Annotated in this window: 27 protein-coding genes; 20 read left to right on the top strand and 7 right to left on the bottom strand. The window is 41.5% G+C overall.

Translation table 11 applies throughout. The features are described 5' to 3' along the window. Window positions 1-93: 93 nt before the first annotated feature. Window positions 94-666, top strand: coding sequence for a DUF3727 domain-containing protein (locus tag V7L05_RS24780; RefSeq protein ID WP_334944072.1), 573 nt, complete (start codon window positions 94-96; stop codon window positions 664-666). 7 nt (window positions 667-673) lie between these two features. Here the strand turns inward: V7L05_RS24780 and V7L05_RS24775 are convergent, their stop codons facing one another. Continuing rightward, window positions 674-1,948 (bottom strand): RNA-guided endonuclease InsQ/TnpB family protein, encoded by a 1,275-nt coding sequence (locus V7L05_RS24775; protein ID WP_335168007.1) that lies wholly within the window; start codon window positions 1,946-1,948, stop codon window positions 674-676. Window positions 1,949-2,325: 377 nt separating this feature from the next. Here V7L05_RS24775 and V7L05_RS24770 point away from each other — a divergent pair, with 377 nt between their 5' ends. From V7L05_RS24770 to V7L05_RS24750, 5 genes are all read left to right on the top strand, one after another. After that, entirely contained in the window at window positions 2,326-2,559 is a 234-nt protein-coding gene (locus tag V7L05_RS24770) for an HNH endonuclease (protein ID WP_442937071.1), read from the top strand. A gap of 314 nt (window positions 2,560-2,873) precedes the next feature. Beyond that, a complete protein-coding gene (locus V7L05_RS24765) occupies window positions 2,874-3,413 on the top strand; it encodes a YqeG family HAD IIIA-type phosphatase (protein WP_335168005.1) in 540 nt (179 codons plus the stop codon). A gap of 255 nt (window positions 3,414-3,668) precedes the next feature. Then, entirely contained in the window at window positions 3,669-4,778 is a 1,110-nt protein-coding gene (gene proB, locus V7L05_RS24760) for a glutamate 5-kinase (RefSeq protein WP_335168003.1), read from the top strand. A 52-nt stretch (window positions 4,779-4,830) separates the two neighbouring features. Beyond that, window positions 4,831-5,418 (top strand): Uma2 family endonuclease, encoded by a 588-nt coding sequence (locus V7L05_RS24755; protein ID WP_335168001.1) that lies wholly within the window; start codon window positions 4,831-4,833, stop codon window positions 5,416-5,418. 39 nt (window positions 5,419-5,457) lie between these two features. Continuing rightward, entirely contained in the window at window positions 5,458-5,694 is a 237-nt protein-coding gene (locus V7L05_RS24750; RefSeq protein ID WP_335167999.1) for an AbrB/MazE/SpoVT family DNA-binding domain-containing protein, read from the top strand. 36 nt (window positions 5,695-5,730) lie between these two features. Here V7L05_RS24750 and V7L05_RS24745 read toward each other — a convergent pair whose 3' ends face one another. Both V7L05_RS24745 and V7L05_RS24740 read right to left on the bottom strand, forming a co-directional pair. Continuing rightward, the gene (locus V7L05_RS24745) at window positions 5,731-6,372 is read right to left on the bottom strand and encodes an HAD family hydrolase (protein WP_335167997.1); all 642 of its coding nucleotides are present in this window, start codon (window positions 6,370-6,372) and stop codon (window positions 5,731-5,733) included. A gap of 13 nt (window positions 6,373-6,385) precedes the next feature. Then, window positions 6,386-7,384 carry an ROK family protein gene (locus V7L05_RS24740; RefSeq protein WP_335167996.1) on the bottom strand — a complete coding sequence of 333 codons (999 nt, stop codon included), beginning with the start codon at window positions 7,382-7,384 and terminating at the stop codon, window positions 6,386-6,388. Between the two features lie 111 nt (window positions 7,385-7,495). Here V7L05_RS24740 and V7L05_RS24735 point away from each other — a divergent pair, with 111 nt between their 5' ends. Then, window positions 7,496-7,717 carry a hypothetical protein gene (locus V7L05_RS24735; RefSeq protein WP_335167994.1) on the top strand — a complete coding sequence of 74 codons (222 nt, stop codon included), beginning with the start codon at window positions 7,496-7,498 and terminating at the stop codon, window positions 7,715-7,717. 18 nt (window positions 7,718-7,735) lie between these two features. Here V7L05_RS24735 and V7L05_RS24730 read toward each other — a convergent pair whose 3' ends face one another. Continuing rightward, the gene (locus V7L05_RS24730; protein ID WP_335168114.1) at window positions 7,736-8,488 is read right to left on the bottom strand and encodes a Mut7-C RNAse domain-containing protein; all 753 of its coding nucleotides are present in this window, start codon (window positions 8,486-8,488) and stop codon (window positions 7,736-7,738) included. A gap of 876 nt (window positions 8,489-9,364) precedes the next feature. Here V7L05_RS24730 and V7L05_RS24725 point away from each other — a divergent pair. After that, complete coding sequence (locus tag V7L05_RS24725; protein WP_335167992.1) at window positions 9,365-10,342, top strand: sucrase ferredoxin; 978 nt, start codon at window positions 9,365-9,367, stop codon at window positions 10,340-10,342. 205 nt (window positions 10,343-10,547) lie between these two features. On the opposite strand, the gene V7L05_RS24720 is transcribed toward V7L05_RS24725, so the two are convergent. Next, entirely contained in the window at window positions 10,548-12,137 is a 1,590-nt protein-coding gene (locus V7L05_RS24720; protein WP_335167990.1) for a helix-turn-helix domain-containing protein, read from the bottom strand. 994 nt (window positions 12,138-13,131) lie between these two features. Between V7L05_RS24720 and fdxB the strand changes: the two genes are divergently transcribed. From fdxB to V7L05_RS24695, 5 genes are all read left to right on the top strand, one after another. Further along, window positions 13,132-13,425: a ferredoxin III, nif-specific gene (gene fdxB / locus V7L05_RS24715; RefSeq protein WP_335167989.1), complete on the top strand. Its 294-nt coding sequence runs from the start codon at window positions 13,132-13,134 to the stop codon at window positions 13,423-13,425. Between the two features lie 554 nt (window positions 13,426-13,979). Continuing rightward, the gene (locus V7L05_RS24710; RefSeq protein ID WP_335167987.1) at window positions 13,980-14,117 is read left to right on the top strand and encodes a hypothetical protein; all 138 of its coding nucleotides are present in this window, start codon (window positions 13,980-13,982) and stop codon (window positions 14,115-14,117) included. Window positions 14,118-14,122: 5 nt separating this feature from the next. Further along, window positions 14,123-15,112 (top strand): cytochrome c oxidase subunit II, encoded by a 990-nt coding sequence (locus V7L05_RS24705; RefSeq protein ID WP_335167986.1) that lies wholly within the window; start codon window positions 14,123-14,125, stop codon window positions 15,110-15,112. Between the two features lie 223 nt (window positions 15,113-15,335). After that, window positions 15,336-17,027 (top strand): cytochrome c oxidase subunit I, encoded by a 1,692-nt coding sequence (gene ctaD, locus V7L05_RS24700; RefSeq protein ID WP_335167984.1) that lies wholly within the window; start codon window positions 15,336-15,338, stop codon window positions 17,025-17,027. 362 nt (window positions 17,028-17,389) lie between these two features. Continuing rightward, window positions 17,390-17,986 carry a cytochrome c oxidase subunit 3 gene (locus tag V7L05_RS24695; protein ID WP_335167982.1) on the top strand — a complete coding sequence of 199 codons (597 nt, stop codon included), beginning with the start codon at window positions 17,390-17,392 and terminating at the stop codon, window positions 17,984-17,986. Here the strand turns inward: V7L05_RS24695 and V7L05_RS24690 are convergent. Continuing rightward, window positions 17,983-18,132 (bottom strand): hypothetical protein, encoded by a 150-nt coding sequence (locus V7L05_RS24690; protein WP_335167980.1) that lies wholly within the window; start codon window positions 18,130-18,132, stop codon window positions 17,983-17,985. The genes V7L05_RS24695 and V7L05_RS24690 overlap by 4 nt on opposite strands. Window positions 18,133-18,145: 13 nt before the next feature. On the opposite strand from V7L05_RS24690, the gene V7L05_RS24685 reads away from it, so the two are divergent. The 5 genes from V7L05_RS24685 (at window position 18,146) to V7L05_RS24665 (ending at window position 21,384) form a co-directional block, all read left to right on the top strand. After that, window positions 18,146-18,631, top strand: coding sequence for a hypothetical protein (locus V7L05_RS24685; protein ID WP_335167979.1), 486 nt, complete (start codon window positions 18,146-18,148; stop codon window positions 18,629-18,631). Window positions 18,632-18,660: 29 nt separating this feature from the next. Next, window positions 18,661-18,786 (top strand): hypothetical protein, encoded by a 126-nt coding sequence (locus tag V7L05_RS24680; RefSeq protein ID WP_335167978.1) that lies wholly within the window; start codon window positions 18,661-18,663, stop codon window positions 18,784-18,786. A 188-nt stretch (window positions 18,787-18,974) separates the two neighbouring features. Continuing rightward, window positions 18,975-19,586 carry a cupin gene (locus tag V7L05_RS24675; protein WP_335167976.1) on the top strand — a complete coding sequence of 204 codons (612 nt, stop codon included), beginning with the start codon at window positions 18,975-18,977 and terminating at the stop codon, window positions 19,584-19,586. Window positions 19,587-19,809: 223 nt separating this feature from the next. After that, a complete protein-coding gene (locus V7L05_RS24670) occupies window positions 19,810-20,307 on the top strand; it encodes a nitrogenase-associated protein (protein ID WP_335167973.1) in 498 nt (165 codons plus the stop codon). Window positions 20,308-20,625: 318 nt separating this feature from the next. Next, a complete protein-coding gene (locus tag V7L05_RS24665; protein WP_335167972.1) occupies window positions 20,626-21,384 on the top strand; it encodes an HAD family hydrolase in 759 nt (252 codons plus the stop codon). A 42-nt stretch (window positions 21,385-21,426) separates the two neighbouring features. On the opposite strand, the gene cysK is transcribed toward V7L05_RS24665, so the two are convergent. Continuing rightward, window positions 21,427-22,386, bottom strand: coding sequence for a cysteine synthase A (cysK, locus tag V7L05_RS24660; protein WP_335167970.1), 960 nt, complete (start codon window positions 22,384-22,386; stop codon window positions 21,427-21,429). 1,029 nt (window positions 22,387-23,415) lie between these two features. Here cysK and V7L05_RS24655 point away from each other — a divergent pair. Both V7L05_RS24655 and V7L05_RS24650 read left to right on the top strand, forming a co-directional pair. Continuing rightward, complete coding sequence (locus V7L05_RS24655; protein WP_334944026.1) at window positions 23,416-23,838, top strand: hypothetical protein; 423 nt, start codon at window positions 23,416-23,418, stop codon at window positions 23,836-23,838. 39 nt (window positions 23,839-23,877) lie between these two features. Continuing rightward, a complete protein-coding gene (locus V7L05_RS24650; RefSeq protein ID WP_292759915.1) occupies window positions 23,878-24,159 on the top strand; it encodes a hypothetical protein in 282 nt (93 codons plus the stop codon). The last annotated feature ends 2 nt before the right edge of the window (window positions 24,160-24,161 follow it).

Here is a 24,161-nt window from a genome sequence, read left to right as displayed (position 1 = left end):
ACGTATAGAGCTATTTAATTAACATAATATGTGATTAAATAGTTAAGCGATTTTCAAACTTGCTGGTATTTATTAAATTTCTACATTTCGGCTATGTTTTCCTCCCCATTTCCTGAAGAAAATGATAACGCTCATGCGGGTTCCATCACTTTAACCGATGACAAAGGGCGATCGCTCGAATGTTACATAGAGCATTCCCTGGAGGTAGATGGGCAAGAATACGTTTTACTTCTTCCTGTAGACTCACCTGTAGAAATTTTTTCTTGGGAGGGTGAGGGTGAGGAAGAAGAGGCGGTTCTGGTAGAAGACGACAGCACCATTGAGCAAATTTTTGGCACTGCCCAAGCTGTACTATCTGAGCAGAACCTGATATTGAAGAACACAGCCTATGCTCTGACAGTTGCAGGTGATTTACCGCCAGTTGAAGAATCAGAGCTTTTCACCTTAGAAATTGAAGACGAAGAGGCAGATTTAGAGCCTGAGCAATTACAGCTACTCGCTAGCTTCTATGATGAAGATCAGGAGTATGCAATTTATACACCCCTCGATCCTTTGTTGTTTTTTGCACGGATAGCTAAAACAGGTCAACCTGAATTACTCTCTCCAGAGGAGTTTCGCAAAGTGCAACCTTTATTAGAGGAACATCTTTTTAATGAAGTCGAATAAGAGTGAACTACCCACACTGACTTGGAGTACCAAGTACAGTTTGGGCTTCTGTAATCACGGGGGAGTGCCTAAACTTAGACTTTCGCCCAAGATTAGGACTTACCACCCCTCCTACAGCAGAGACGGCTGAACCTTCCGCCTTTATCATTCTGATACCTTCTGCTCTAATATTTGTCGCGGCGTTCCCATCACGATCATGATGAGTATTGCAATGAGGACAAGTCCATTCACGGACATCCAATAGCATCTCACCAATTTGATAAAAACAATTAGAACAGAGTTTGGAACTAGGGAACCACCTATCAATCTCAACTAACTTCCCACCATTGCGTTCTAGCTTGTAAGCTAAAAAGTTAGTGAATGTTCCCCAACCCACATCAGATATTGATTTTGCTAATTTATGGTTGCGTACCATGCCTTTGACATGAAGGTTCTCTACTATGACAGCTTGGCTATCGCTGACCAACTTATGACTAAGTTTATGTAGAAAATCCTGCCGCGAATTACTAACTCGCTCGTACACTTTGGCAACAACTTTTCTATATCTATTCCTTGATTTACTCCCTTTTTGTTTACGTGCTAATTTTTGTTGTTTACGCTTGAGGTTAAACTCATGTTTACCGAGATGCTTAGGGTTATCATAAAAAGATACTTTTTCGCCATCTGTGACAACTGCGAAGTGTTTCAACCCTAAGTCAATACCGTAGATTTTAGCCGCCGATATTACAGGGTTTTCTCCCGCAGTCGCTACAACGGGGGGAACCCCCTTTAGCGCCTGCTCCTCTATCTCGGTCAGGATAGATGCAAGATATTTACCTGAAGGCGTTTTACTCACAGTAACAGTTTTGACTTTCCCCTCAATCGCTCTGTGTATTTTGGCTTTGACTATCCCTATATTGCCAGGGAGTTTGACATTACCATCTACAATCTTGACGTTTTGAGGATACTGGATAGACTGTAAAGCATGCTTAGACTTGAACTTAGGAAAACCCGCACGGTTCTCAAAAAAGTTTTTGTACGCTGTGGTCAAATTGAGCGTTGTGGACTGTAAAACTTGGCTGTAACAATCAGCTAACCAAATCGTATCAACAGATTTTTTAAGCGATGGAAGAAGTGCGTTGAGTGCTGCCCGGCTAAGTCCTTTCCCCGTCTCCTTATAAGTCTCAATTGACTTATTTAGGGCATAATTCCACCACCAACGAGCGCAACCAAAAGCTTGAGCTAATTGTATCTCTTGCTCTTTTCTTGGATATAAACGAACTTGTACAACCTTAAGCAACACTTAACATCACCTCCTTGATATATCTATCTTAGCATGATATATATTTCCTGGTAAGAAATTAATAAGAAAATAATTGTTGATTCGTCATACATCTAATATTTGTCTTTGCTGAATGCATTTAACGGGACTTAAACATTTTTTCGGGATAAACAAGCCTCAAACCCATGCAGGGTAAGGGAAATACACCAAATGCTCAAAAACGGCTCAAACCCAGATATATCAATCAACCAAGCAAAACGATGTCAAAGTCTCTCTGTATATAGATTTGAGGCTTTTTTATGGGTGTTTTTTGTCTAAGTCCCATTAAGCAACAAAAGGGCAAATGTCCCTAGTGCGGATTAAGCTTCCAATATTGGGATGTTCTCGAAGTAGACCACATCATCCCCAGAACGTTACGCGGTAAGGATGAAGACCAAAATCTGCAACTATTACATCGACATTGCCATGACGAAAAGACCGCACTTGACTTAAAAGAAATTCGGAAGAAAGACCACTCAAAATTTCGAGAAAAACTCTCTCAACTTTGGGAAAAAATCGAATGGGAGTGGATAAATGAAATTCCGTTCTTCACCAGTCATAGAGTCAGGAAGTCTGAAATAACAAACAGTTAGCACACTGAGTAGCCGTGTGCGCTGAAAATCGCAAGCACGGTTTCGGATGGGAGGGGTGATGCAGTAATGCACACCTCGACCCTAACAACTTGTAAGTCCTGGAGCAATTCAGGCGGAGATCGTTGAAGCAGGAATCGCGTTACTTCTAGTCATGCGAGGTTCAATTGAGTAATTATTACATCAAAGATATAGATAAAATTTTAGGGATTTTATCTCAAAGTGTTCAGGAAGATATTCCAGGATCGAGTTCGACTAACTAAACTATATTGGGTTATGCTCATTTGTCTGGAGCTACTTACATTTGACTGTTGACTATGACCTGGAACAATCTTTTACAGCCTGACTTGATTTTAGAGGGTTCAGTGTTGAACCTAACACCAGATATTATCCAAAAATACGGGCTGAAGGGGCTGGTATTGGATGTAGATGAAACTTTAGTACCCTTTAGAGTTGGGGTGGCTTCCCCAGAATTACAAGATTGGGTGGAGCAAATTCGCACCTGTACTGCGTTGTGCTTGGTGAGTAACAACCTGAGTGAAGCGCGAATTGGTGGAATTGCCCGATCGCTCAATCTACCTTACTACTTAGGTGCAGCCAAGCCTTCCCGACGCAAAATTAGGGCAGCACTTAGGGGAATGGATCTACCAGTGCATCAAGTGGGGATGGTAGGCGATCGCTTATTTACCGATGTTTTAGCAGGTAATCGCCTGGGAATGTTTACCATTTTAGTCGAACCGATTATTCATGCCGACGCAGCACTCCGTTCTCATCCCATCCGCAACTTTGAAGTCTGGATATCTGAAATTCTGGGAGCCTCTATTACCCCCAAGAAAACCAAGATTCACAAAAGTTAAGAAATCGTCAGGAAAGTAAATCTAAAGAAATGATTAAGGAATCTGAGTGTCATCCAAAAATCGGGGATCATAAGTATTAATAACATGGGGTCAGCCAAAAAAGACCCTAACCCATACTAAGTAAATATACTCCCGTAAAGCGTCAGCCTTCACTATAGAGGGATTGGCGCTTTACAATTTGTTTAGTGCTTTGTCATTTGTCATTTGTTAATAGCCGAAAATGACTAATGACCAATGACCAATGACTAATGACCAATGACTAAAACAATTGTTGTCAAAATCGGCACTTCTAGCCTAACTCAACCAGAAACGGGACAATTAGCACTTTCTACGATCGCTACCTTGGCGGAAACACTCTGCTATTTAAGACGCCAAGGACATCGGGTGATTTTGGTTTCCTCTGGCGCTGTGGGGGTAGGTTGTGCGCGGTTGGGTTTAACTGAACGTCCGAAGGCGATCGCACTAAAACAGGCTGTAGCAGCAGTTGGGCAAGGCAGGTTAATTCGTATATATGATGATTTATTTACGACTCTGCAACAGGCGATCGCCCAAGTATTACTGACTCGTAGCGACTTGGTACAGCGCAGCCGCTATCTCAACGTCTACAACACTTTTCAGGAACTACTTAGACTGGGAGTGATCCCCATAGTAAATGAAAATGATACTGTAGCAATAGACGAACTAAAATTTGGTGATAATGACACCCTTTCGGCATTGGTTGCCAGTTTAGTAGAAGCAGATTGGCTATTTTTGCTCACTGATGTCGATCGGCTGTACTCAGCTGATCCGCGTTCCGTACCAGATGCGCGACCGATCGCTTTAGTTAGTAGCATTAAGGAATTAACAGAATTACAAATACAAACAGGTTCCCAAGGTTCTCAGTGGGGTACTGGCGGTATGGTGACAAAAATTTCGGCTGCGAGGATTGCGATCGCGGCGGGAGTTCGTACCGTAATTACTCAAGGGCGATTTCCCCGGAATATCGAAAAAATTATCCAAGGTGAACTTATTGGGACGCATTTTGAACCGCAACCTGAACCAACTTCGGCGCGTAAACGTTGGATAGCTTACGGACTTGTACCTGCGGGTAAATTGTATTTAGATGAAGGTGCGATCGCGGCAATTTCTCTAGCGGGAAAATCGTTATTAGCTGCTGGAATTAAGCTAGTAGAAGGAGAGTTTGACACACAAGACGCCGTGCAATTATGTGACACCAACGGTAACGAAATTGCTAGAGGACTTGTAAATTACAACAGCAATGAACTGCAAAAGATTCGTGGGTGTCATTCGCGGGAAATTTCGACAATTTTAGGTTATGCCGGTGTGGAAACGGTGATTCACCGGGATAATTTGGTTTTGACTTAAGATGGAAATGAGATAAATTTCGTGACTACTAATCGGGAGAGTAAAAAATATTATGACTCAAACGTTAGAAAATGCTGTTAACTTACCAGAAGAACAACGCTTCTTGAAACGTGGATTAAGTTGGGAACAGTTTAAAGCAATTCAAGCTAGCTTTGAAAATGTACCGGGAGTGCGGTTGTTTTATTGTGAGGGAATTTTAGAAATTGTGAGTATTGGTAAGCCTCATGAAGTGATTAAGTGTTTAATCGCTGGACTATTGATTACTTATTTTGAAGTCAAAGGGATTGAATTTTTCCCCAGTGGCAGTTTTAGCCAGATTATTCCCAAAATAGTAGAATATCAAGCAGATTTATCTTATTGCTTTGGAACGGACAAACCTGTAGCAGACTTGTGCATTGAAGTCCTGATTACTAGCGGTAGTCCCATCAAATTACAGAAGTACAAATTAATGCAAGTGCCGGAAGTTTGGTTTTGGGAAGATGGCACATTTGAGGTTTACTGCTTACGAGAAGAAGAATATGAGAAAGTTGTTAAAAGTGAGTGGCTACCAGAATTAGATTTATCCCTGCTCAATCGTTGTCTTTTATTGTCGTCTCCCTTGGAAGCGATTAGAGAATTTCGCCAAAATATTCAACAATGATAGTAGGTTAAAGAAAACAATAATCAAATCTCTCCAAAGATGACTAACCAAAAGCTGACATTAGAAATTCCAGAATCTCTGTTTGAGCAATTGCATCATCTTGCTGAGTTAACTGGTCAATCTATAGAATCCTTAGCATTGCAAAGCATTACGAGCAACTTACCTTGCTTAAGTGAAAAAGTACATGACCTCGATGAACTACTGTCACGAGTAACACCGGATAATTTACATGGTGAAATTGACAGTGGAAAGCCTGTAGGTCATGAAATATTCTGATTCTGAATTATACATCCTCTGATTCATGCAATAAGTCTAATGGTGTGACAACAAAGAAGGCAGTTGGTACATGGAGTAAAAGACACGCGCTCCACATGCCTCAAATAGAGTAGCCTCACTTTGCTCGGTGTAACCTAAAACTCTCATACCAGCGGCAACACCTGCACGTACACCCAAAACGCTATCTTCTACAACCGTACACGATTTAGCTTGAACTTCCATATTTTTAGCCGCGTATAAGAATAATTCAGGTGCTGGCTTCCAACTTCCAATTTCATATGAGCTAAAGATACGTCCTTCAAATCGAGGTAGTAGGTTAGTTAAACGCAAAGCTAACTTAATTTTTTCAGGTGGGCCACTGGAAGCAACGCAAATAGGTAGATTAATCTTGTCTAAAGCTGCTTCTATTCCTTCTACAGGACGTAGTTCACGCTCGAATGCTTCAGCAGTACGGGAACGAAGCTGAGTTACAAAATCTTGCGGCATCTTTTTCCCAAGTCTTTGCTCAATGACAGCAACACAATCAGCCATTTTGCAACCCTTAAATAACAAAATGGCTTCTTCAAGTTTCATTGCAAGTCCAAACTCAGCGACAAATTCCACAAAAACGCGATTGCCTAATCCTTCGCTGTCTACCAATACTCCATCACAATCAAAAATAACTAATTCTGTTTGCATTTTGCTCCACGCGTCACTCATTTACAAATTCGGGATTTGTGATCAAAGCGATCGCCACACCGCCCCACAATGGCGCATCATCCCCCAGAACCGCCGGGACAATTTCAAAATCAACTTCCGGCAAAGCCGTCTCCCGCGCCACTTTACGCACCACCTGCCAAAAATCCGCCCCCGCCTTCGTCACACCGCCTCCTAAAACAAAGCGCTGCGGATTCATCAAATTCGCCACATTGCCAATACCCACACCCAGCGCCCAAGCAGCCTTATATAAAACTTCCTTAGCCAAATCATCACCAGCCGCCGCCGCTTCACTTACCAACTGCCCCGTCAATAACTTTAAATTATCCCCCACCAAACCCCTCAAAACCTCTCCACCTCTGAGTCGTCCGCGCCTCTGCTGTTCGTTTTCCAAAATTTCCTTTTCCAAAATTTCCCTAGCATTTTGCGCCATATAAGGCCCCGAAGCCAAACGTTCCACACATCCCCGCTTACCACATAAACAAATTGGCCCAGCAGGATCTACAACGATATGTCCAATTTCGCCAGCCATCCCACCAGCACCCCGCCAAGGCTGCCCGTTGAGTATCCAACCACCACCCACACCAGTGCTAACAGTTATGTAAAACAGGCTATCGTATCCCTGACCGGCACCAAAACGATGTTCACCCAAAGCAGCAACATTGGCATCATTGTCTACACCAACAGGAACACCAAACTCCTTCTCCAACAACTCTTTGAGAGGAATATTTTCCCATCCGGCAACATGATGAGATAGTCGCACCGTCCCTGTAGAAGCGTCAACTGGACCACCAAAGCTGACACCGATCGCAGCAGGTTTTGCGCCTTCTAGCAGCGAGTAAATGAGCGATCGCATAATTTCCAAGTCAGTACTAGCATCTGCACCTACTGGCGAGAGACGACGTTCATAACGCAACCACTTTCTAGAACCGATATTTACCAATCCTGCCGCCAGCTTAGTTCCACCAAAATCGAGAGCTAAAATTAATGTCATAGTTTTTTATACCTCTTTTGAATTATTAGAATAGGTGGTTTCTTTCTCAAGAAAGATGTTTGCAAGCAAAATAAATTCAACACTATAGAAGACTGTATAACTTAGCAACTCATGACTTCCGAGCAACCAAATCCACTTGTCGATTTCTCTCACGCCAATGAACCTCCTCGCTCTCTTGATATCGATAAAGCTCAAGAGGCAGATCCTATTGAACCTGAAGAAGTAACTGGAGAAAGTAAGCAAAACCCCACTCCTGATGATTTGAATCGCGAAGATGATGATCCCAGAATCGGGGGTAGTCAAATAATTAGTGGGAATATTTCAGCTGGTTAAATAATTGGCATGACTAAGTTACTCACCTTTTTGTGAGTTAAGTACCCCATCAATAAACTGTTGTAATCGTTCATAATGGGAACCTTTCCAATAAATGCGATCGCAGTCTTGGCAACGGCGGAATTCATCAATCTGCGATCGCACTGTTTCTGGTATCTTGTCAACGATGGATTGCTTATCTACAGGCTCTAATAACCCATTGCAGCGCAAACACCGTTTAAATGGTGATATTAATTTAAACAAGTCGTAGCATTGTAGTACTTCCAAGATTTGTTGTTGAGGGTTAGTGTTTCTAACATAATACCCGTGCTTTATCAAACTACGCATCAATAGAGCTTTATCACGAGTCAAGAGAATCCGCCCTTGGCTGTAGGATATTTGGGCTAATTTCTCATCCTCGTAGTCATTGCGGTATAAAGTATCAAAACCTAAAAGTCGTAGAGATGTCGTCAGCTTGCCCAAATGAATATCTAAAACAAAGCGGATAATACTAAGCGGTTCTGGCATAACAGAAATGCTTGGTATAATAGTACCCCTAGCAGAAATTGGATAAACATTGATAGTATCTCCATCCGAAATTATGTAAGAAAAATTTACATATTCACCATTAACATTTATAAAATCAACTTCTGGATGAGGGACACCCAACGACTCAATCATGTCCTTTATTGAGGCTTTCTCCTCAAAAAAATGAGAGATTTTCACCTGCTTGTGATGCCGTGGTAAAAAATGATTCAATTCTGCATGAAAGTAGAAATATGCGATCGCCATAGCTACAGATATTTGGATTAGTAAGTGCGCCCTTACTAGCAACAATTTGTCACAATTGCAAAAGTTTATCTATTATATTGAAAGTATCAATGCTTGTTCTAGTCAGCTATCTTCATTATAAAATGCCCGTTAACCTTGAATTAACCAACCTTCTGGAGGCGACAAATTGTAAAGAACTTGTAAAGATTATCAAATACTTGCATTTATTATTGACTTCAGTTACAGTCAAAGCAGATGCCTATCATCAAACCCTGACAAGAGCTTCAGAAAGTTAGATTAGGTAAAAAGCTAAATACCAGTTTTGTTAATGTTGATGTTAGTGACGCTGCTAATAATTAGTCACTAGTTTTGATCATTAACTTATCGCGCATGGAGTAAAGGGCAGTAAAGCATTTACCCCTGATTTGATTATTTTTATTTTTTCTCATCTAATTGAGAATTATTCGCAATATAGGTAAATCTACAGATACATTAAAAGCAGATAGTGTGGAAAAAGTCTTAAAACAGTATTGGCTTGCCAAAGCAGCAACTGTTTATCAAGTAATATATTTGACTTTGCCAAAAAAACCAACTTCAGAAAAACCGAGTTTCAGCAAGTGAAAATTTATGAAATACCAGATAACTATAAAACTAGATACAAAATTAACGCCATTACTACGGAAAAATATCTCTTGACACTGTTTATCTCTATTGTGGAGAATTTATTAACGGGGAAGAGGTTGATTAAAAATGATGTTATAAAATGGCTACCTAGTTGGAAGTGGCAAATACATATTGTTCTTTTTTATCTCCTTAAGTTAAGGATATTGTAGCTAAGAACACAATTGTAGTTTCTAATACCTTTTGTCCATAAAATACGTTAATGAGTATAGCTAGATGAATACTGTTTTTTGTTCTGACCATTCACGGCAAGCAGGAGAAGATATTATTGGTAATGCCACTAATTACCAAACCTATATTTTAGTTGAGTGTCCTCTACCTTGGACATCAGAAGCCTTTAATTCCAAGTGGGTACCCCAGAATTTGAGGCTTTTGGTAGAAGAAGTGAAGCGTGCTAAACTACCAATTAGATTCCTCTTAATTGCTAATGATATATCACACAAAGTAAACTACACTACACTTTTGATTTATCAAAAAAAAGAGGGGCTGAGTAATGGTTTCTGCAAGCAAGAGTTTAAGCTAACAAATATTGAGCAAGTAGCAGCAGTTGTCCAAAAATGGTTATGGGGTATCAATTCTAATTCTGAGTTAGAAACAAGTACAACTAGAGATATTTTAGTGTGTACCCACGGTAGTCATGATAAGTGCTGTGCCAGATATGGCGCTCCCTTTTACTTCAAGTTAACAGCGACTATTGCTGATTTGTGCTTGGAGAATGTGCGAATTTGGAAATCATCGCACTTTGGTGGACATCGGTTTGCACCAACAGTTATAGACTTGCCAGAAGGAAGATATTACGGTGTTCTCGATCAAGATTCATTCCGATCGATTTTGACCCGGACTGGAGATATTCAATGCTTAAATAAAGTCTATCGAGGCTGGGGAATTCTGCCTGCTCCACTTCAGATTTTGGAAAGAGAACTAATCCTCCAGAACGGATGGGATTGGTTTAACTACAAAGTTGCAGGCAAAATTTTGGAGCAAAGTTTAGACAATAATACTATTCTCGCTGAACTAAGTTTTGAAAAGCCTTCTGGTTCTGTCTATACTTATCAGGCTAAACTTGTGAAAGATGAAACCAAGACTCAACAACTGAAGAGTTCATGTAATGCTACACAAGAGTTGGTAGTTAGTAAATATGCTGTAGGTAGTCTCTGGCTTACCTCTAATAAAGTGATGAGTTATAGTACATAAAAGTAGAGAGTTTTTAAACGCAGAGGGACGCAAAGGGAAACGCAAAGTAACGCAGAGATTTTGTTACTAATTATTACAATGTTTTACTAGATACAGCATTTAATTAATTCGTGATGAACTAAATTTGGCAAGACTCTGGGTTCCTCTACGATTTCCTTTGCGCCCTTGTGCGTTTAAGTTCCAAATTCCAAATCCAAAATTAAGATTAAGCCATATTTAAGACTTTCCGTAATAGTACTTGGTCTTCTAACTTGGCTTTTAAACGACCATTTTCGATATCTCGAATCCAGCTTTGACTTTTACCTGTAAGCTTTGCTAACTCCCTTTGGGAGAGATTCAAATTTTTTCGCGCCTGCAAAATCTGTTCACCCAGCAAATCATTTGTAGCTTTGGGCTTCCTTTTGGCTTTAGCAGTTCGTCGTTGCTTTTTTTCCGATTCTGAAATTTGCTGTTCCCATTCTGGTGGGAGTTCAAAAGCCAAAATTCGCGCATTCATTAGCAGATTCCATTTACCACGGGGACCTGTGTCTGTGAGGCGAGTTTCAGCACCACCGTCATTAGTCCAAAATTCTAATGCTTCATCTGGATCTTCGGGAAGATCAACTAATTTCGCCCACAAAGGTTGAATTTCTGTTGGGTAAGTAACTGGATCGAAAAGTGGTTTCATTCCATAGTGATTGAGAATTTCCAAATCGCTTTCAAAAGTTCGCAGCAGACGTTTGCGTTCTTCCCGTTGTCTGGATGCGAGAGCGACTTTTTCTTCGCCGTAAGCAATACGCAGCAAGGTAGGAATGGTAATGCGTTGTTCTTTGCCCATTTTGGTTTTAAACAGCAACCACAGCATTAGTCGGACTGCGCCTTCATGTTGCTGCCAAATGCTCATGACTGTGGTTAGCACTGTTTTCGGGAGACTGCCGTATTGATAGAATGCGGTTCGCTCTTTACATGCTTGTTTGTTTAAGAAATATTTTGCCCAAATACCTACTTTTACTTTAAAAGTTAGCCCAATCAGATATTTGCATCCGAGATTGTCTTCTTGAAAGTGGTGCTGAATGTCTACTAAGTGCCATAAGCGGCTGCCTGTAACAGAGAATCCGTTAATTCGACCTTGTTGAGGCCAGTCAATGGAGATAATCAGAGAGCAAGCTTGCTGAACGATATTTTTCATTAAAGCTAGTTTGGCAGCTTTGCTCAAATCTTTGCGTTTCTCCATCCCCAAATATTTCTCGATTTGTCGTTCATCGATCGCAAATTCTTGCTCCCAAGGTTGATCTAAGGCTGTGGCATAAGCTGCAAAAATTAGATGTATGCAAGCGGCTCTGATGTCAAGCCCCTCAATTGCTGCTATATCTGTGGCCTTGTCGTTCACTTTGAATGGATCTTGGATGTGAAAGGCGATCGCACCTCGGCCCTGATTGACTTGTCGGCTGTAACTTATGTAGCCTTGTTCATCAGTTTCCCAATGTAGAGATGTGCGTTGTGCCAATACATTACAAGCTTCCCAAATAGCGATCGCTGAAGCAAATGGGTTATTCTTGCCATTAGAAAACAAGTCTAAGCTGGTAGCATCTCTCGGTTCAACTTTGCATCTCCCCTTTTTCGCCTGCGAGGGAATGGGAGAATTAGTTGGACAAGCTATTACACATTGCGGTTCTGAATAATAGCCCTCACAATTATTACAAAGACCAGGATCAACCCAGTATTCATTGTCCTCTATTTTGATTGCACCCGTAGGACATTGGGGGCGGCAGTTGTCACATCCAACGCAACTGTTGTTAGGAATTGTATAAGGCATTTGGCTCTTTTCCCACTCTAATCGTTGAGATGTCTGGCTCAGGTCTCCCCTGGATGAGTCCTGTTTATTCATGACTCGCTACCACATTATCTTTCTGGCGAGAATCATCTTTTCTCACCACACTTACTCCCCACATCCATATTTTGACTTCGCATCCGATTGGAAGCTATTTAAGGCTTTCAAACTGAGCCTAAGAAAACTTCTTATTAACTATACATTTCATGAAAAAAATGATTAATTTGTTCGTATTGAGCTTAGAAAAAAATCTTAACATTTATTTTATTAGGTACTTAATGAACATTTAAGATTTGACCATAAAAGCTTACTCAAGTTGTTTATAAGGAAAAATTAAGCTTATTGCAATTGGACTTCCTCTGATTTATTAATAATTTTAATATTTAATGTGGGGTAATATTCTGCCATCAAGTTTACAGTTCCTTCACAAATTAATTCTGTTTATTGAGATGAAATCATCATATTCCTTTTGTCACCATTTATCTAAATAATTGAATCAAAAAAATTAAAATTGTTGCTTGATAAAATACATATTGCATATATCAAATTGTAACTAATGAACATCTAATTTTGTATATAGGTATACTGTATATCTATATTTATTTGCTTAAACCTAAATATATTTGAAAAAGAATATCATCACTGTTTAATAAAACTGCATCTACACGAGGCTTACCCCAATTTTTCCTTATGCTGTACATGGGAATGGCTGATTAAGGGCTGCTGCCTCCAGTCAGAAATTGAGTCAGAGACTCAATGAATGCGTTCCTATGCTCTGCATAGGAACGAGGATAATTAAACATTTATAATAATTATTGTCAATAACTTGTTGAAATAAAAATAATTTTGTATTGTGTTCAAAGTCATCGAAATTTGATGAGATAAAAGTAATTTTTGAATACAACAAAAGAAAAGGTTAGGATAATATGATGATTAATGCACAAACAGATTGACAGGCAAAATTGCCGAGGATTTATTCATGGCACAACTAACAGGTTTGACATTTGGCGGTAAGACTTGGACACCAAAATTTGCTCAGGAAATTGACAAGGACAAATGTATCGGCTGTGGCAGATGCGTTAAAGTATGCGGGTACAATGTGCTAGGTTTGAAGGCGCTGAATGAAGAAGGTGAATTTGTAGAAGATGAAGATGATGAAGAAATTGAACGGAAAGTAATGGCAGTTACTTCTCCAGATAACTGTATTGGTTGTGAAGCGTGTTCACGGATTTGCCCGAAGAACTGCTACACCCATGTTGCAGTAAACAATTAAGGTTTTTGGAAGTAGTTAAAATTGTTGCTCATTCAAGGAGGCACTGTTTCTAGAAAGCGCAAATGCGCTAGGCAAGGTAACTTGAGGGGAATATTAAATATTTACCGGAACTCAAAAAAAGTTCACAGTAAACAAATCCGTAAATCGCCAAATGTTAGCTATTAACAAATTTCAACTTGCTGCTAATATAGCCTAATCAATATTAGGTCTAACAACAGTGCTATTTAATTCTCATCTAGCCCGCCTCAGAATGAATTCTGAGTCTAATAGCGAAAGTTGTCTAAAGACGACTGACAAAAGATTATAGTCCGTTTTAACGGGCTTTAGCTATTAGCCCGGAACTTTAGTTCCGGGCGGTTTATGTCTAGAACTAAATAGCTCTGAGTCTAACAGTGTCCCTTGGAACAACTAGCTTTTGTGAAAGCAGGGGGCTAACTTTGTCATAGGAGTTGAAATATAATTTGTAATTTTCTGGGGGAAAGATATGGAAAAAATCTGGAAGTTTCCCCCATTTTTTATGGCTGCACGTTAGAAAGTTAATAAGTGAAAAGGGAATGGGGAGTGGGGAGTGGGGAGATGAGGGAGATGAGGGAGATGGGGGAGATGAACCAATGCCCAATGCCCAATGCCCAATGCCCAATTCCCAATTGCTAGAAAATCACACGTTTAAAGACGGTTTACAAAGCAGGTAGCATGTATGCAACAAGTTCCTGTTTCACTATGGACTCTGGTTGCTGGGATAGTAGTTACAGCAATCAGCATTTGGATTGGTCAGAATCACACTCTCATGCCGGTGCAAGCATCGCTACAAGCGCCTTTGGTAGACGGTTTTTTCAACGTCATGTTTACCATTGCGATCGCACTCTTCTTGGTGGTAGAAGGAACAATTGTAGTTTTTTTGATTCAGTTTCGTCGCCGTCCGGGTGACGATACCGATGGCGTGCGAGTGGAAGGCAACGTTCCCTTAGAAGTCTTTTGGACAGCAATCCCAACAGTGATTGTCCTCCTCTTGGGCATCTACAGTGTAGATGTTTTTAACCGAATGGGCGGCTTTGATCCTGCGGGTCATCCTCATTCAGCAGCTCATGTTGCTCACATGCCGGGAACTGCTCTTGCAGCCACATTAAGCGATACTTCCCAAGCAACAACTGCTCCAACAATTGCCCCGACAATTGGGATTGGCGCGTCTCCTCAAACCTTAAACAAACCAGCCGACTTAGTTGTTGATGTTAAAGGCATACAGTACGCCTGGATATTTAACTATCCTGATAGTGGCATTACCTCTGGGGAATTGCACATACCCGTCGGTGCTGATGTGCAACTCAACCTTTCAGCACAAGATGTAATTCATTCATTCTGGGTGCCAAACTTCCGCCTGAAACAAGATGCACTTCCCGGTATCCCTACCGAACTACGATTTGTCGCTACAAAACCAGGTACATATCCCGTAGTTTGTGCTGAGTTATGCGGTGGTTATCACGGTTCAATGCGGACACAGGTAATTGTCCACACACCAGAAGAATATGATACCTGGCGGACAGAAAACCAGATTGCTCAACAGCAAAACCTCAATCAAGTCGTTGCAATTAATCCAGCCGACTTATCAACATCAGAGTTTCTCGCGCCCCACACCCATGATATGGGAATTAGTGCAGCAACTTTAGAGTCAGTAGTTATGAGTCATTAGTCATTGGTCATTGGTCATTGGTCATTGGTAATATTATGTCCGCTCAATTAACCATTATTAAGAGGAACCCCACCCCCAACCCCTCCCCGCTCTTCGAGAGGGGAGCAAAAGCGCAACTTTGGTGGGGTGCTTTTACTATGGGGCGACATTATAGAACTGACAAATGACAAAGGACAAATAACAAAGGACAAATGACAAATGACAAACGACAAAGGACAAAAATATGACGCAGGTAGAATTTCCCCGGAATACTCCACCAGAAGAAAATAAATCGGAAACTCTGGTGGTTGGCCACACTTCCCATCCGAAAGCGTGGAAATGGCAGGATTATTTTACATTTAATGTTGACCACAAGGTTATTGGTATCCAATACCTAGTGACGGCGTTTGTGTTCTATCTGATCGGCGGACTGATGGCTGTTGCTCTGCGTGTGGAATTAGCAACACCAGATGCAGACCTACTCGACCCCAATCTGTATAACGCTTTCATGACTAATCACGGGACGATTATGATCTTCCTGTGGATTGTCCCTAGCGCCATTGGGGGATTTGGTAACTATTTGGTGCCGTTGATGGTCGGTGCTAGGGATATGGCGTTTCCGAAGCTGAATGCGATCGCCTTTTGGTTAAACCCCCCAGCAGGTGCGCTGATATTAGGTAGTTTCATTTTTGGCGGTTCGCAATCTGGTTGGACAGCTTACCCACCATTGAGTTTGGTGACAGCACCAATCGCTCAAACTATGTGGATACTGGCGATCGTCTTAGTGGGAACTTCTTCAATTTTGGGTTCACTGAACTTTGTGATCACCATTTTGATGATGAAGGTTCCTAGCATGAAATGGGATCAAGTACCCCTGTTTTGCTGGGCAATCTTGGCAACCTCTCTGCTGGCGCTTCTCTCCACACCTGTATTAGCAGCAGGTTTAATACTGCTATTGTTTGACCTCAACTTTGGCACCTCCTTCTTTAAACCAGATGCAGGCGGTAACGTTGTAATTTATCAACACTTATTCTGGTTTTATTCTCACCCGGCAGTATATTTAATGATTCTGCCCATCTTCGGCATTATGTCGGAGGTAATTCCAGTTCACTCCCGTAAGCCAATCTTTGGTTATAAAGCGATCGCTTATTCTAGTGTAGCCATCTGCGTTGTGGGTTTGTTCGTCTGGGTACACCACATGTTTACCAGTGGTACACCCGGTTGGATGCGGATGTTCTTCACTATCTCTACCCTCATAGTTGCAGTTCCCACTGGTGTAAAGATATTTGCCTGGGTTGCGACCCTCTGGGGTGGTAAGATCCGCTTCACCACTGCGATGCTTTTCGCCATTGGCTTGTTGTCGATGTTTGTCATGGGCGGCTTAAGCGGTGTAACGATGGGAACAGCCCCCTTTGATGTTCACGTCCACGACACATATTATGTTGTCGGACATTTCCACTACGTCCTGTTTGGCGGTTCCGTGTTTGGCATCTACGCCGGTATTTATCACTGGTTCCCCAAAATGACCGGACGAATGTTAAATGAAACCTGGGGACGTGTTCATTTCGCCCTTACCTTCATCGGCACTAATCTGACCTTTTTACCGATGCACGAGTTGGGTTTAAAAGGAATGCCCCGACGAGTGGCAATGTATGACCCTCAATTTATCGACCTCAATCAGCTTTGTACCTTTGGTTCATTTGTTTTGGGGATATCAGTAATTCCCTTCGCCATCAATATGATCTACAGTTGGCTGAAGGGGCCTTTGGCAGGTGATAATCCTTGGCAAGCTTTGACTTTAGAATGGACAACTAGCTCACCACCCGCAATTGAAAACTGGGAAGTGTTGCCGGTTGTCACTCATGGCCCTTATGACTACGGTCATGGTCATAGTACAGAAGTACAGCCATCTGCAACGCCGGAAGCTAGTACTTAGTACAGCTTTGCGTAAAAGCGTAGCGTTTTTAATGCAAGCCAACGCATTAACAATGCAAGCCAACGCATTAACAATGCAAGCCGACGCATTAACAATGCAAGCCGACGCATTAACAATGTAAGCCGACGCATTAACAATGCAAGCCGATGCATTAACAATACGAGCCGATGCATTAGCATTGTCGGGTATTACCAAATTTAATTCGCTACGAATTAATGAAATGCTGTACTTAGTTAAGAAATAACTCTTGTGGGCTTGGGCATCCTGCCTTAATCTAGGACAAGTGAGACACCCATCCCACAAGCAAATCAGGACTGTGAAGAATTGAATTGCCCGACGCTTCACCTTTGAGGGTAAACAATATGACCATAGCTACGACAAGCGAAGATCACAGTGTAGGACACGAAGAACATCCAGATTTAAGAGTTTGGGGACTGTTGACGTTTCTCGCTTCTGAATCCTTGATGTTTGGGGGATTTTTTGCCACTTATCTATTTTTCCGAGGTACTACAGCAGTTTGGCCTCCAGAAGGAAGTGAAGTAGAACTACTTGTACCGACGATTAACACCATTATTTTGGTATCTAGTAGTTTCGTTATTCACTTCGGTGATACAGCGATTAAAAAGAATAACGTCAAGGGAATGCAACTATGGTACGCAATTACTGCAATCATGGGAGCAATTTTCTTAGGTGGTCAGGTTTATGAGTACTCAACATTAGGATACGGACTGACTACCAACGTCTTCGCCAACTGCTTTTATATCATGACTGGGTTCCACGGTTTGCACGTTTTTGTGGGACTGTTATTGATATTACGTGTATTGTGGCGATCGCGTCTTCCCGGTGAATATTCTGCAACCAATCATACTTTCATCGAAATGGCAGAAATTTACTGGCACTTCGTAGACATCATTTGGATTGTTTTATTCACTTTGGTGTACGTTCTCACTTTGTTTTAAATTGGGCATGGGGCATAGGGCATTGGGCATTGGGCATTGGGCATTAATTCATCTCCCTCATCCCCCTCATCTCCCTCATCTCCCTCATCCCCCTCATCCCCCTCATCTCCCTCATCTCCCTCATCCCCCCACTCCCCACTCCCCACTCCCCAATAAATTATGCAAGCTAATACAAATAAATTCTCATGGTTTCAGGTTCCAGAAGATATCAAAAACCTATTAATTTTAGCTGCACAAAGCTGGGAGAATACATCAGAATCGGAAAAATATATTCAACAAGCTTTAGCCCAAACTGGTGAAAATACAGATGTCTTAGTAGCAGCATATAGATTTTTCTATTATAAAAATAATTATTCTCTTGCACTACAAACAACAGGTAAATTATTAGATAAAATTAAAGAAGTAGAAAAACTTCCTGATGACTGGGAGCAACTTAAGCCTATATTAGTCAATCGCAAAGAAGATCCACAAATTCGATTGTACTTAAATGCTTATGCTGCTTCTGGATTAGTACTAGCAAAGTTGGGAGCAATCGAGGAAGCAAAAGAAATCAGCACCAAAGTCAAAGAGATAGACGAAAAGCATGATTTTGGAGCCGGTATTCTCCTGGATATTTTGACACGTCCAGCAGAAGAAGATGATTAATTAGTCAATGCACTTCTCGACAAGACGATGTGCGTTGTAGAGACGCGATTCATCGCGTCTGTAAGGAGTGGGGAGATAAGGGAGACAAGGACACAAGGAGAATAACCCATGCCCCATGCCCCATGCCCCATGACCCATGCCCAATTCCCTTTTAGTGAACAATCATGAACAATTGGTTATCTATCACATCATATTCCTCTTACTCCTTATTAGGAGCAGCTACTGATAGCAACTCTATCTTTCCTCCGATCACCATACCTACTAAACTTCCTGGAGGTAATAATATTCCTAATGTCTCTCCGATCATTGTCATCCAATCTTCTCCGCTATCAATTTAAAAGTTATGAAAGGTCAGGATTGGCTGCTAACGGGGGATGGTCAATATCAAGCCTGTAAATCTGTGAGAGCATGGGATTTGTTGAGAGAAAATTACCGCCTTTATCGGTTTTTAACTGAGGTGGAAGATGTTCTCAATAGTGTGGATGACGAAACCAGTCGTCTACCAGAAATCCGAATGCTCGTAAGGCGCTTGATAATAAATTCCTACTGGGTGCGAAGTCAATATTTAGAGCCTTCACCCAAAACGGGAACCTCTGTTTTACTCCTATACGATGAGTTGGGTTTTCCGTTGACGGTGCAAACAGTAACATTTGCACCGGGAACCCAATCAACTATTCATAATCATGGGACGTGGGGAATAGTGGCGGTGTTAAAAGGTCAGGAAAAAAATACTTTTTGGCGACGCACTCATAGCCCAGATTTTGAGGACAAAATTGAACCGACGGGAGAAATAACCCTATTTCCAGGCGATATTATTAGCTTCACTCCCGATGCAATTCACAGTGTAGAAGCAGTGGGTGATGAACCAACTGTGACTTTTAATATCTACGGCGAAACTGATCCGAATGAGAGATTTGAGTTTGACTCAGTTACTCATAAGGCTAGGAATTTTTAATTAGGAATCGTCAGGATTAATTCATCGGCTGGGAGCATCTCAATGAGTGTAAAAAGCCTTGTAAAACCTCACCTCAACCCTCTCCTTACGAAGGAGAGGGAGCAAGAGTCTTGTTTCTCATCTAGTATATTTGCTTTCACTGAGATGCTCCCCATCGGCTCGTAGTTGGCGCTTTAATGCTAAAGCGCAACTACAAACAATTGAGTAATTAGGAGATAGTTAAATGGCAAGAGTAATTTTCTATAGCAAACCAGGCTGTAAAGGTGGTACTAAGCAAAAAGTCTTGCTTACAGCTGCTGGTCATGAGGTGATAGCATACAACCTGCTAACAGAACCTTGGACAGTTGAGCGGTTGCGTTCATTTTTTGGCGATCGCCCCGTAGCCGAATGGTTTAATCGCTCCGCCCCCAAGGTAAAATCTGGTGAGGTGGTTCCTGAAAAAATTGATGCAGAAACCGCTTTGGGGCTGATGTTGAGAGAGCCATTGTTAATTCGCCGTCCTTTGTTAGAAATAGGCGATGCCTCCGGCGGGCAAAGCCTACGCCGCGAGGTAGGATTTGATGTACAAAAGATTGATGCTTGGATTGGCTTAAAGCCTGTGGACGAATCCTTGCAGGAAATCAGCGAAAACTTGATGAAGCAAGATTTGCAAGGCTGCTCCCACGGTAAGGATCATAGTCATCAACACCATAATCAAAAGCAAGGCAAGTGTAGTCATTAGATTTCTTGCAAAAATCCCTAACACCCCACCCCCAATCCCTCCCCGCAAGCGAGGAGGGGAGATAAAGCGTAGCTTTGGCGGGTGGGGTTTTTATTGACAATGCGATTGTTTCGACTGACAATGCCATTGTTTCGGCTTGCAAAAATTAACACACCCTTTCTTTATGATGTTCTTTAAGTAAATAAACCACGGGTTAACGCCACGGCAATGCCTTAAATGGTGTTAAACCCGGTAACAGGAGTATTAAGCTTATAATTTTTAGAGTTATACAACAAATAGCAAGATAAAATTTTTGGTAGCGATGTTATCTTGCTATTTGTGGCTGAATACATAGTTAGCTTGGCAATGAAAACTGTCCTCTTTGACTTAGACGATACTCTGATCCGCCATAATGATGCGATTAAAGGTGCATCTGAGGAACTATTCGCGCAGGTTTTGCCTGGACGAAGCCAAGACTGTAACGAATTTGTAGAGAAATGGATATCAGCTAACGCTTTGTGGTATCGCAAATTCTACGACGGTCAGGTAAGTTTTCAGGAGTCAGGACGGGGGAAGTTGCGAGAGTCATTTAGTGAATATGGATGTGTATTTTCCGATAGGACGGCTGATGCTCTGCTGTTAGAGTACTGGGAGCGTTATATTGGGTTGTGCCAGTTGTTCGATGATGTCCTGGAATGCCTTGGGAAATTAGACGAGTATAAGGTTGGAGTCATTACAAATGGTCAAGAGGCTCAACAGATTAACAAACTTAAACACTGTGGTATTTTTTCAAAATTCGATGTCGTTGTCACATCCCAAAGAGCAGGAGCGGCGAAACCATCGGCAGAGATATTTGTATATGCGTGTGAGGAGCTTAGAGAATCTGCATCAGATTGCATCTACATTGGGGATAACTTGAAGTTGGATGCGATCGCTGCGACAAAAGCTGGAATGCTGGGAGTGTGGCTTGACCGTGAACAGAAGACTTCTGAGATTGACTTATATGATGGGGAGAAAATTAATAGTCTTTCACAAATGCCGATGCTATTGGCAAAGCTAATAAGGACAAGCATCGAATCAAGTGCTAGAGCCAAATGAGAAGGACAGAGAGATTCGTTACTCTCTTGTCCCCTTATCTCCTTAACGCACCCCAGCAGTTTCTAAGGACAAATCTTGAAACATCGGTGTGCTGAGGTAACGTTCACCAAAGGAAGGTTGAATCATCACGATTAAACGTCCGGCATTTTCTGGACGTTTACCTACTTGAATTGCGGCGCACAAAGCTGCACCAGAGGATATCCCAGACAATAAGCCTTCTTCTTTTGCTAAACGGCGTCCATAGGCGATCGCTTGTTCATCGCTGACTCTAATTACTTCATCAACCAATTCCAGACGGAGAACATCTGGGATAAATCCGGCGCCAATACCTTGAATTTTATGTGGCCCGGCTTCACCGCCAGAGAGGACTGGGCTGTTACTGGGTTCAACTGCGATCGCTTTAAAAGTCGGCTTGCGCTGTTTGAGTACCTCTGCAATCCCAGTAATCGTCCCACCAGTACCTACCCCAGCAATGACGATATCTACTTCCCCATCTGTATCTGTCCAAATTTCTTCTGCGGTGGTTTCTTGGTGAACTTTGGGATTAGCAGGGTTGCGGAACTGTTGCAGCATAAAAGCATTGGGAGTATTAGCCACAATTTCTTCAGCTTTGCGAATTGCTCCCCGCATTCCCTCAACCCCTGGTGTCAACTCCAAAGCTGCACCATAAGCTCTAAGCATAGCTCGTCGTTCTTGGCTCATTGTCTCTGGCATTGTCAAAATCAAACGGTAGCCACGCGCAGCTGCTACCATCGCTAGAGCAATTCCTGTATTACCGGAAGTAGGCTCAACTAAAATGGTTTTTCCAGGGGAAATTGAGCCATCTGCTTCTGCTGAGAGTACCATACTTAACCCAATGCGGTCTTTCACCGAAGCCGCCGGGTTCATGCCTTCTAATTTGACAACTATCCTTGCTACTACTCCCTCAGCTTGGGGAATCTTGTTCAGTTGAACTAAAGGAGTTCGTCCGATAAGTTCTGTTACATCTTGAGCAATCCGCATTATTTAACTCCTAAAATCCCAAATCTTAGTACAAAGTATTTACTTGTAACAATAAGCTTTTGTGTATTTAATTTGTAGTTTAGTGTCAATGAGTGCATATACTATATATTCTAACTAAACCACAAAATATGAAAGTTTAGGAAGAACTTTTATCAGATGTTCTCATTGATTCTCACTTCAGCGCCGGTCTAGCTTGCCATACTTGTATTTTACCATTTGGAATTGCTGACTATTGCCTCTGGACTGAGATTCAATTTATATAATTCTGTATATATGCATAATTTTTACTCTTATTCTCAATATCTGATATTTGTTATGAAAATATAATTTACTTTGGAAAAATTAATTGTTTTTCCTAATTTATTAGTCTATCTTGAACAGGAGACATTGATATTGTCTTTTGAGTGCAGGTTTTGTCCGCCCAAAACTGCATCAAAAACAGTCCCTTAACCATTGCCTACATTGCTTTGAGGTTGAGTGCAGAAATACCAGAACCCCACCTCGGAAATACTAGAACCCTATCCCAAAAACACTAGCACCCATACCCCAATGAATTTTTGTAAGACTTATCAGGTAGGAATTACAGGCTTTGAGTACTATTCTAATCAATTTAATAATCTTAACAGGGCTGGAGTAAACTGTTTTGTGGAGAGCGGCTGATATAAATCGTATAGGATTTACGCAGAGATTCCCCTCTACCCCCCAACATTCCTGAGCGAAAGCTTAGTGAACTAGGGGGGACTTCTTAATCTCTCTTTTGAGAGTAGGATGGAACCACATTCTTGGAATGTGAGTGCGTTATTTCTGACTAATTAATCCGACATTTTGTGAGAAGTTTGGTAACTTTTTAGTGATCAGTGGTCAGTGGTAATTAGAAAAACAACTGACAACTAACGATTGTGAAAATTACCGTTTAGACATATTTTAATATCAAAACTGTTTGAGAGGTAGAAATATATAGCTACTTTAGATAAACAGCAAAAGATATTTTCTTACTGGGTGCATACTACCTAGCAAGGGAGAGCCAAGATGAAAACCAAACTTTTAAATGTTCTCACAGTTTGCGTAGTTACCTTAGCAGTGCTTTCTCCAGGACTAGTAGTATTTGGCATAGTTTGGGAGCGACATCTGGAGTTAGTAAAATCCCAGAATTTAGCCTGCGAAGTCAACAAGACTAGTACAGATACTCCCGCCTTTGCCCCCCAGACAGAGGGTACACATTCCTCTCAGACTAGCATCCAATCCTCTGACCGTAATGTGGTTCATCAAATGCTGACTGTTGCTGAACAATATAAATTTGCCACTATCCTGCAATGGTTCTTCTTGTTAACCCCTATTTGTGTTGGCTTAGGGATTCTCTTTTATGACAGATATCTTGTTCATCGTGCGGCTGTTTTAAGAGAACAAGTTGAAATGTTGGAAAGACTGTGGCAGCAAAGTATCGAACAGTAATCAACTCACAATTTACTCACTCAAATCACCAAAGCTACCATGACAGAACAACGCGAACAGCTGTATTTTAATCTGATTGATGAGTTACTTAAATGCCCTAATGGTCAAGAACCAGAAATTTTGGAATCTAAGCCAGAATTGATTGATTCTGGTCTAGTACAAACAATGTTACAAGTAGCAACCATGTTTGCCCATGAAGGCAATCAAGATGGTGCCCAATTTTTATTTTTTGTGGCGCGTGAGCTAGCTAAAGAATTAGGTTTATACCCGGAAGTTCCCAATACTGAAGTTGCAAATCCTGAAGCTGCAAATAAGGAGTAAAA

The organism is Nostoc sp., from assembly GCF_036917755.1.
Classification (GTDB): domain Bacteria; phylum Cyanobacteriota; class Cyanobacteriia; order Cyanobacteriales; family Nostocaceae; genus Nostoc.
This window is presented reverse-complemented; position numbering and strand designations above follow the sequence as displayed.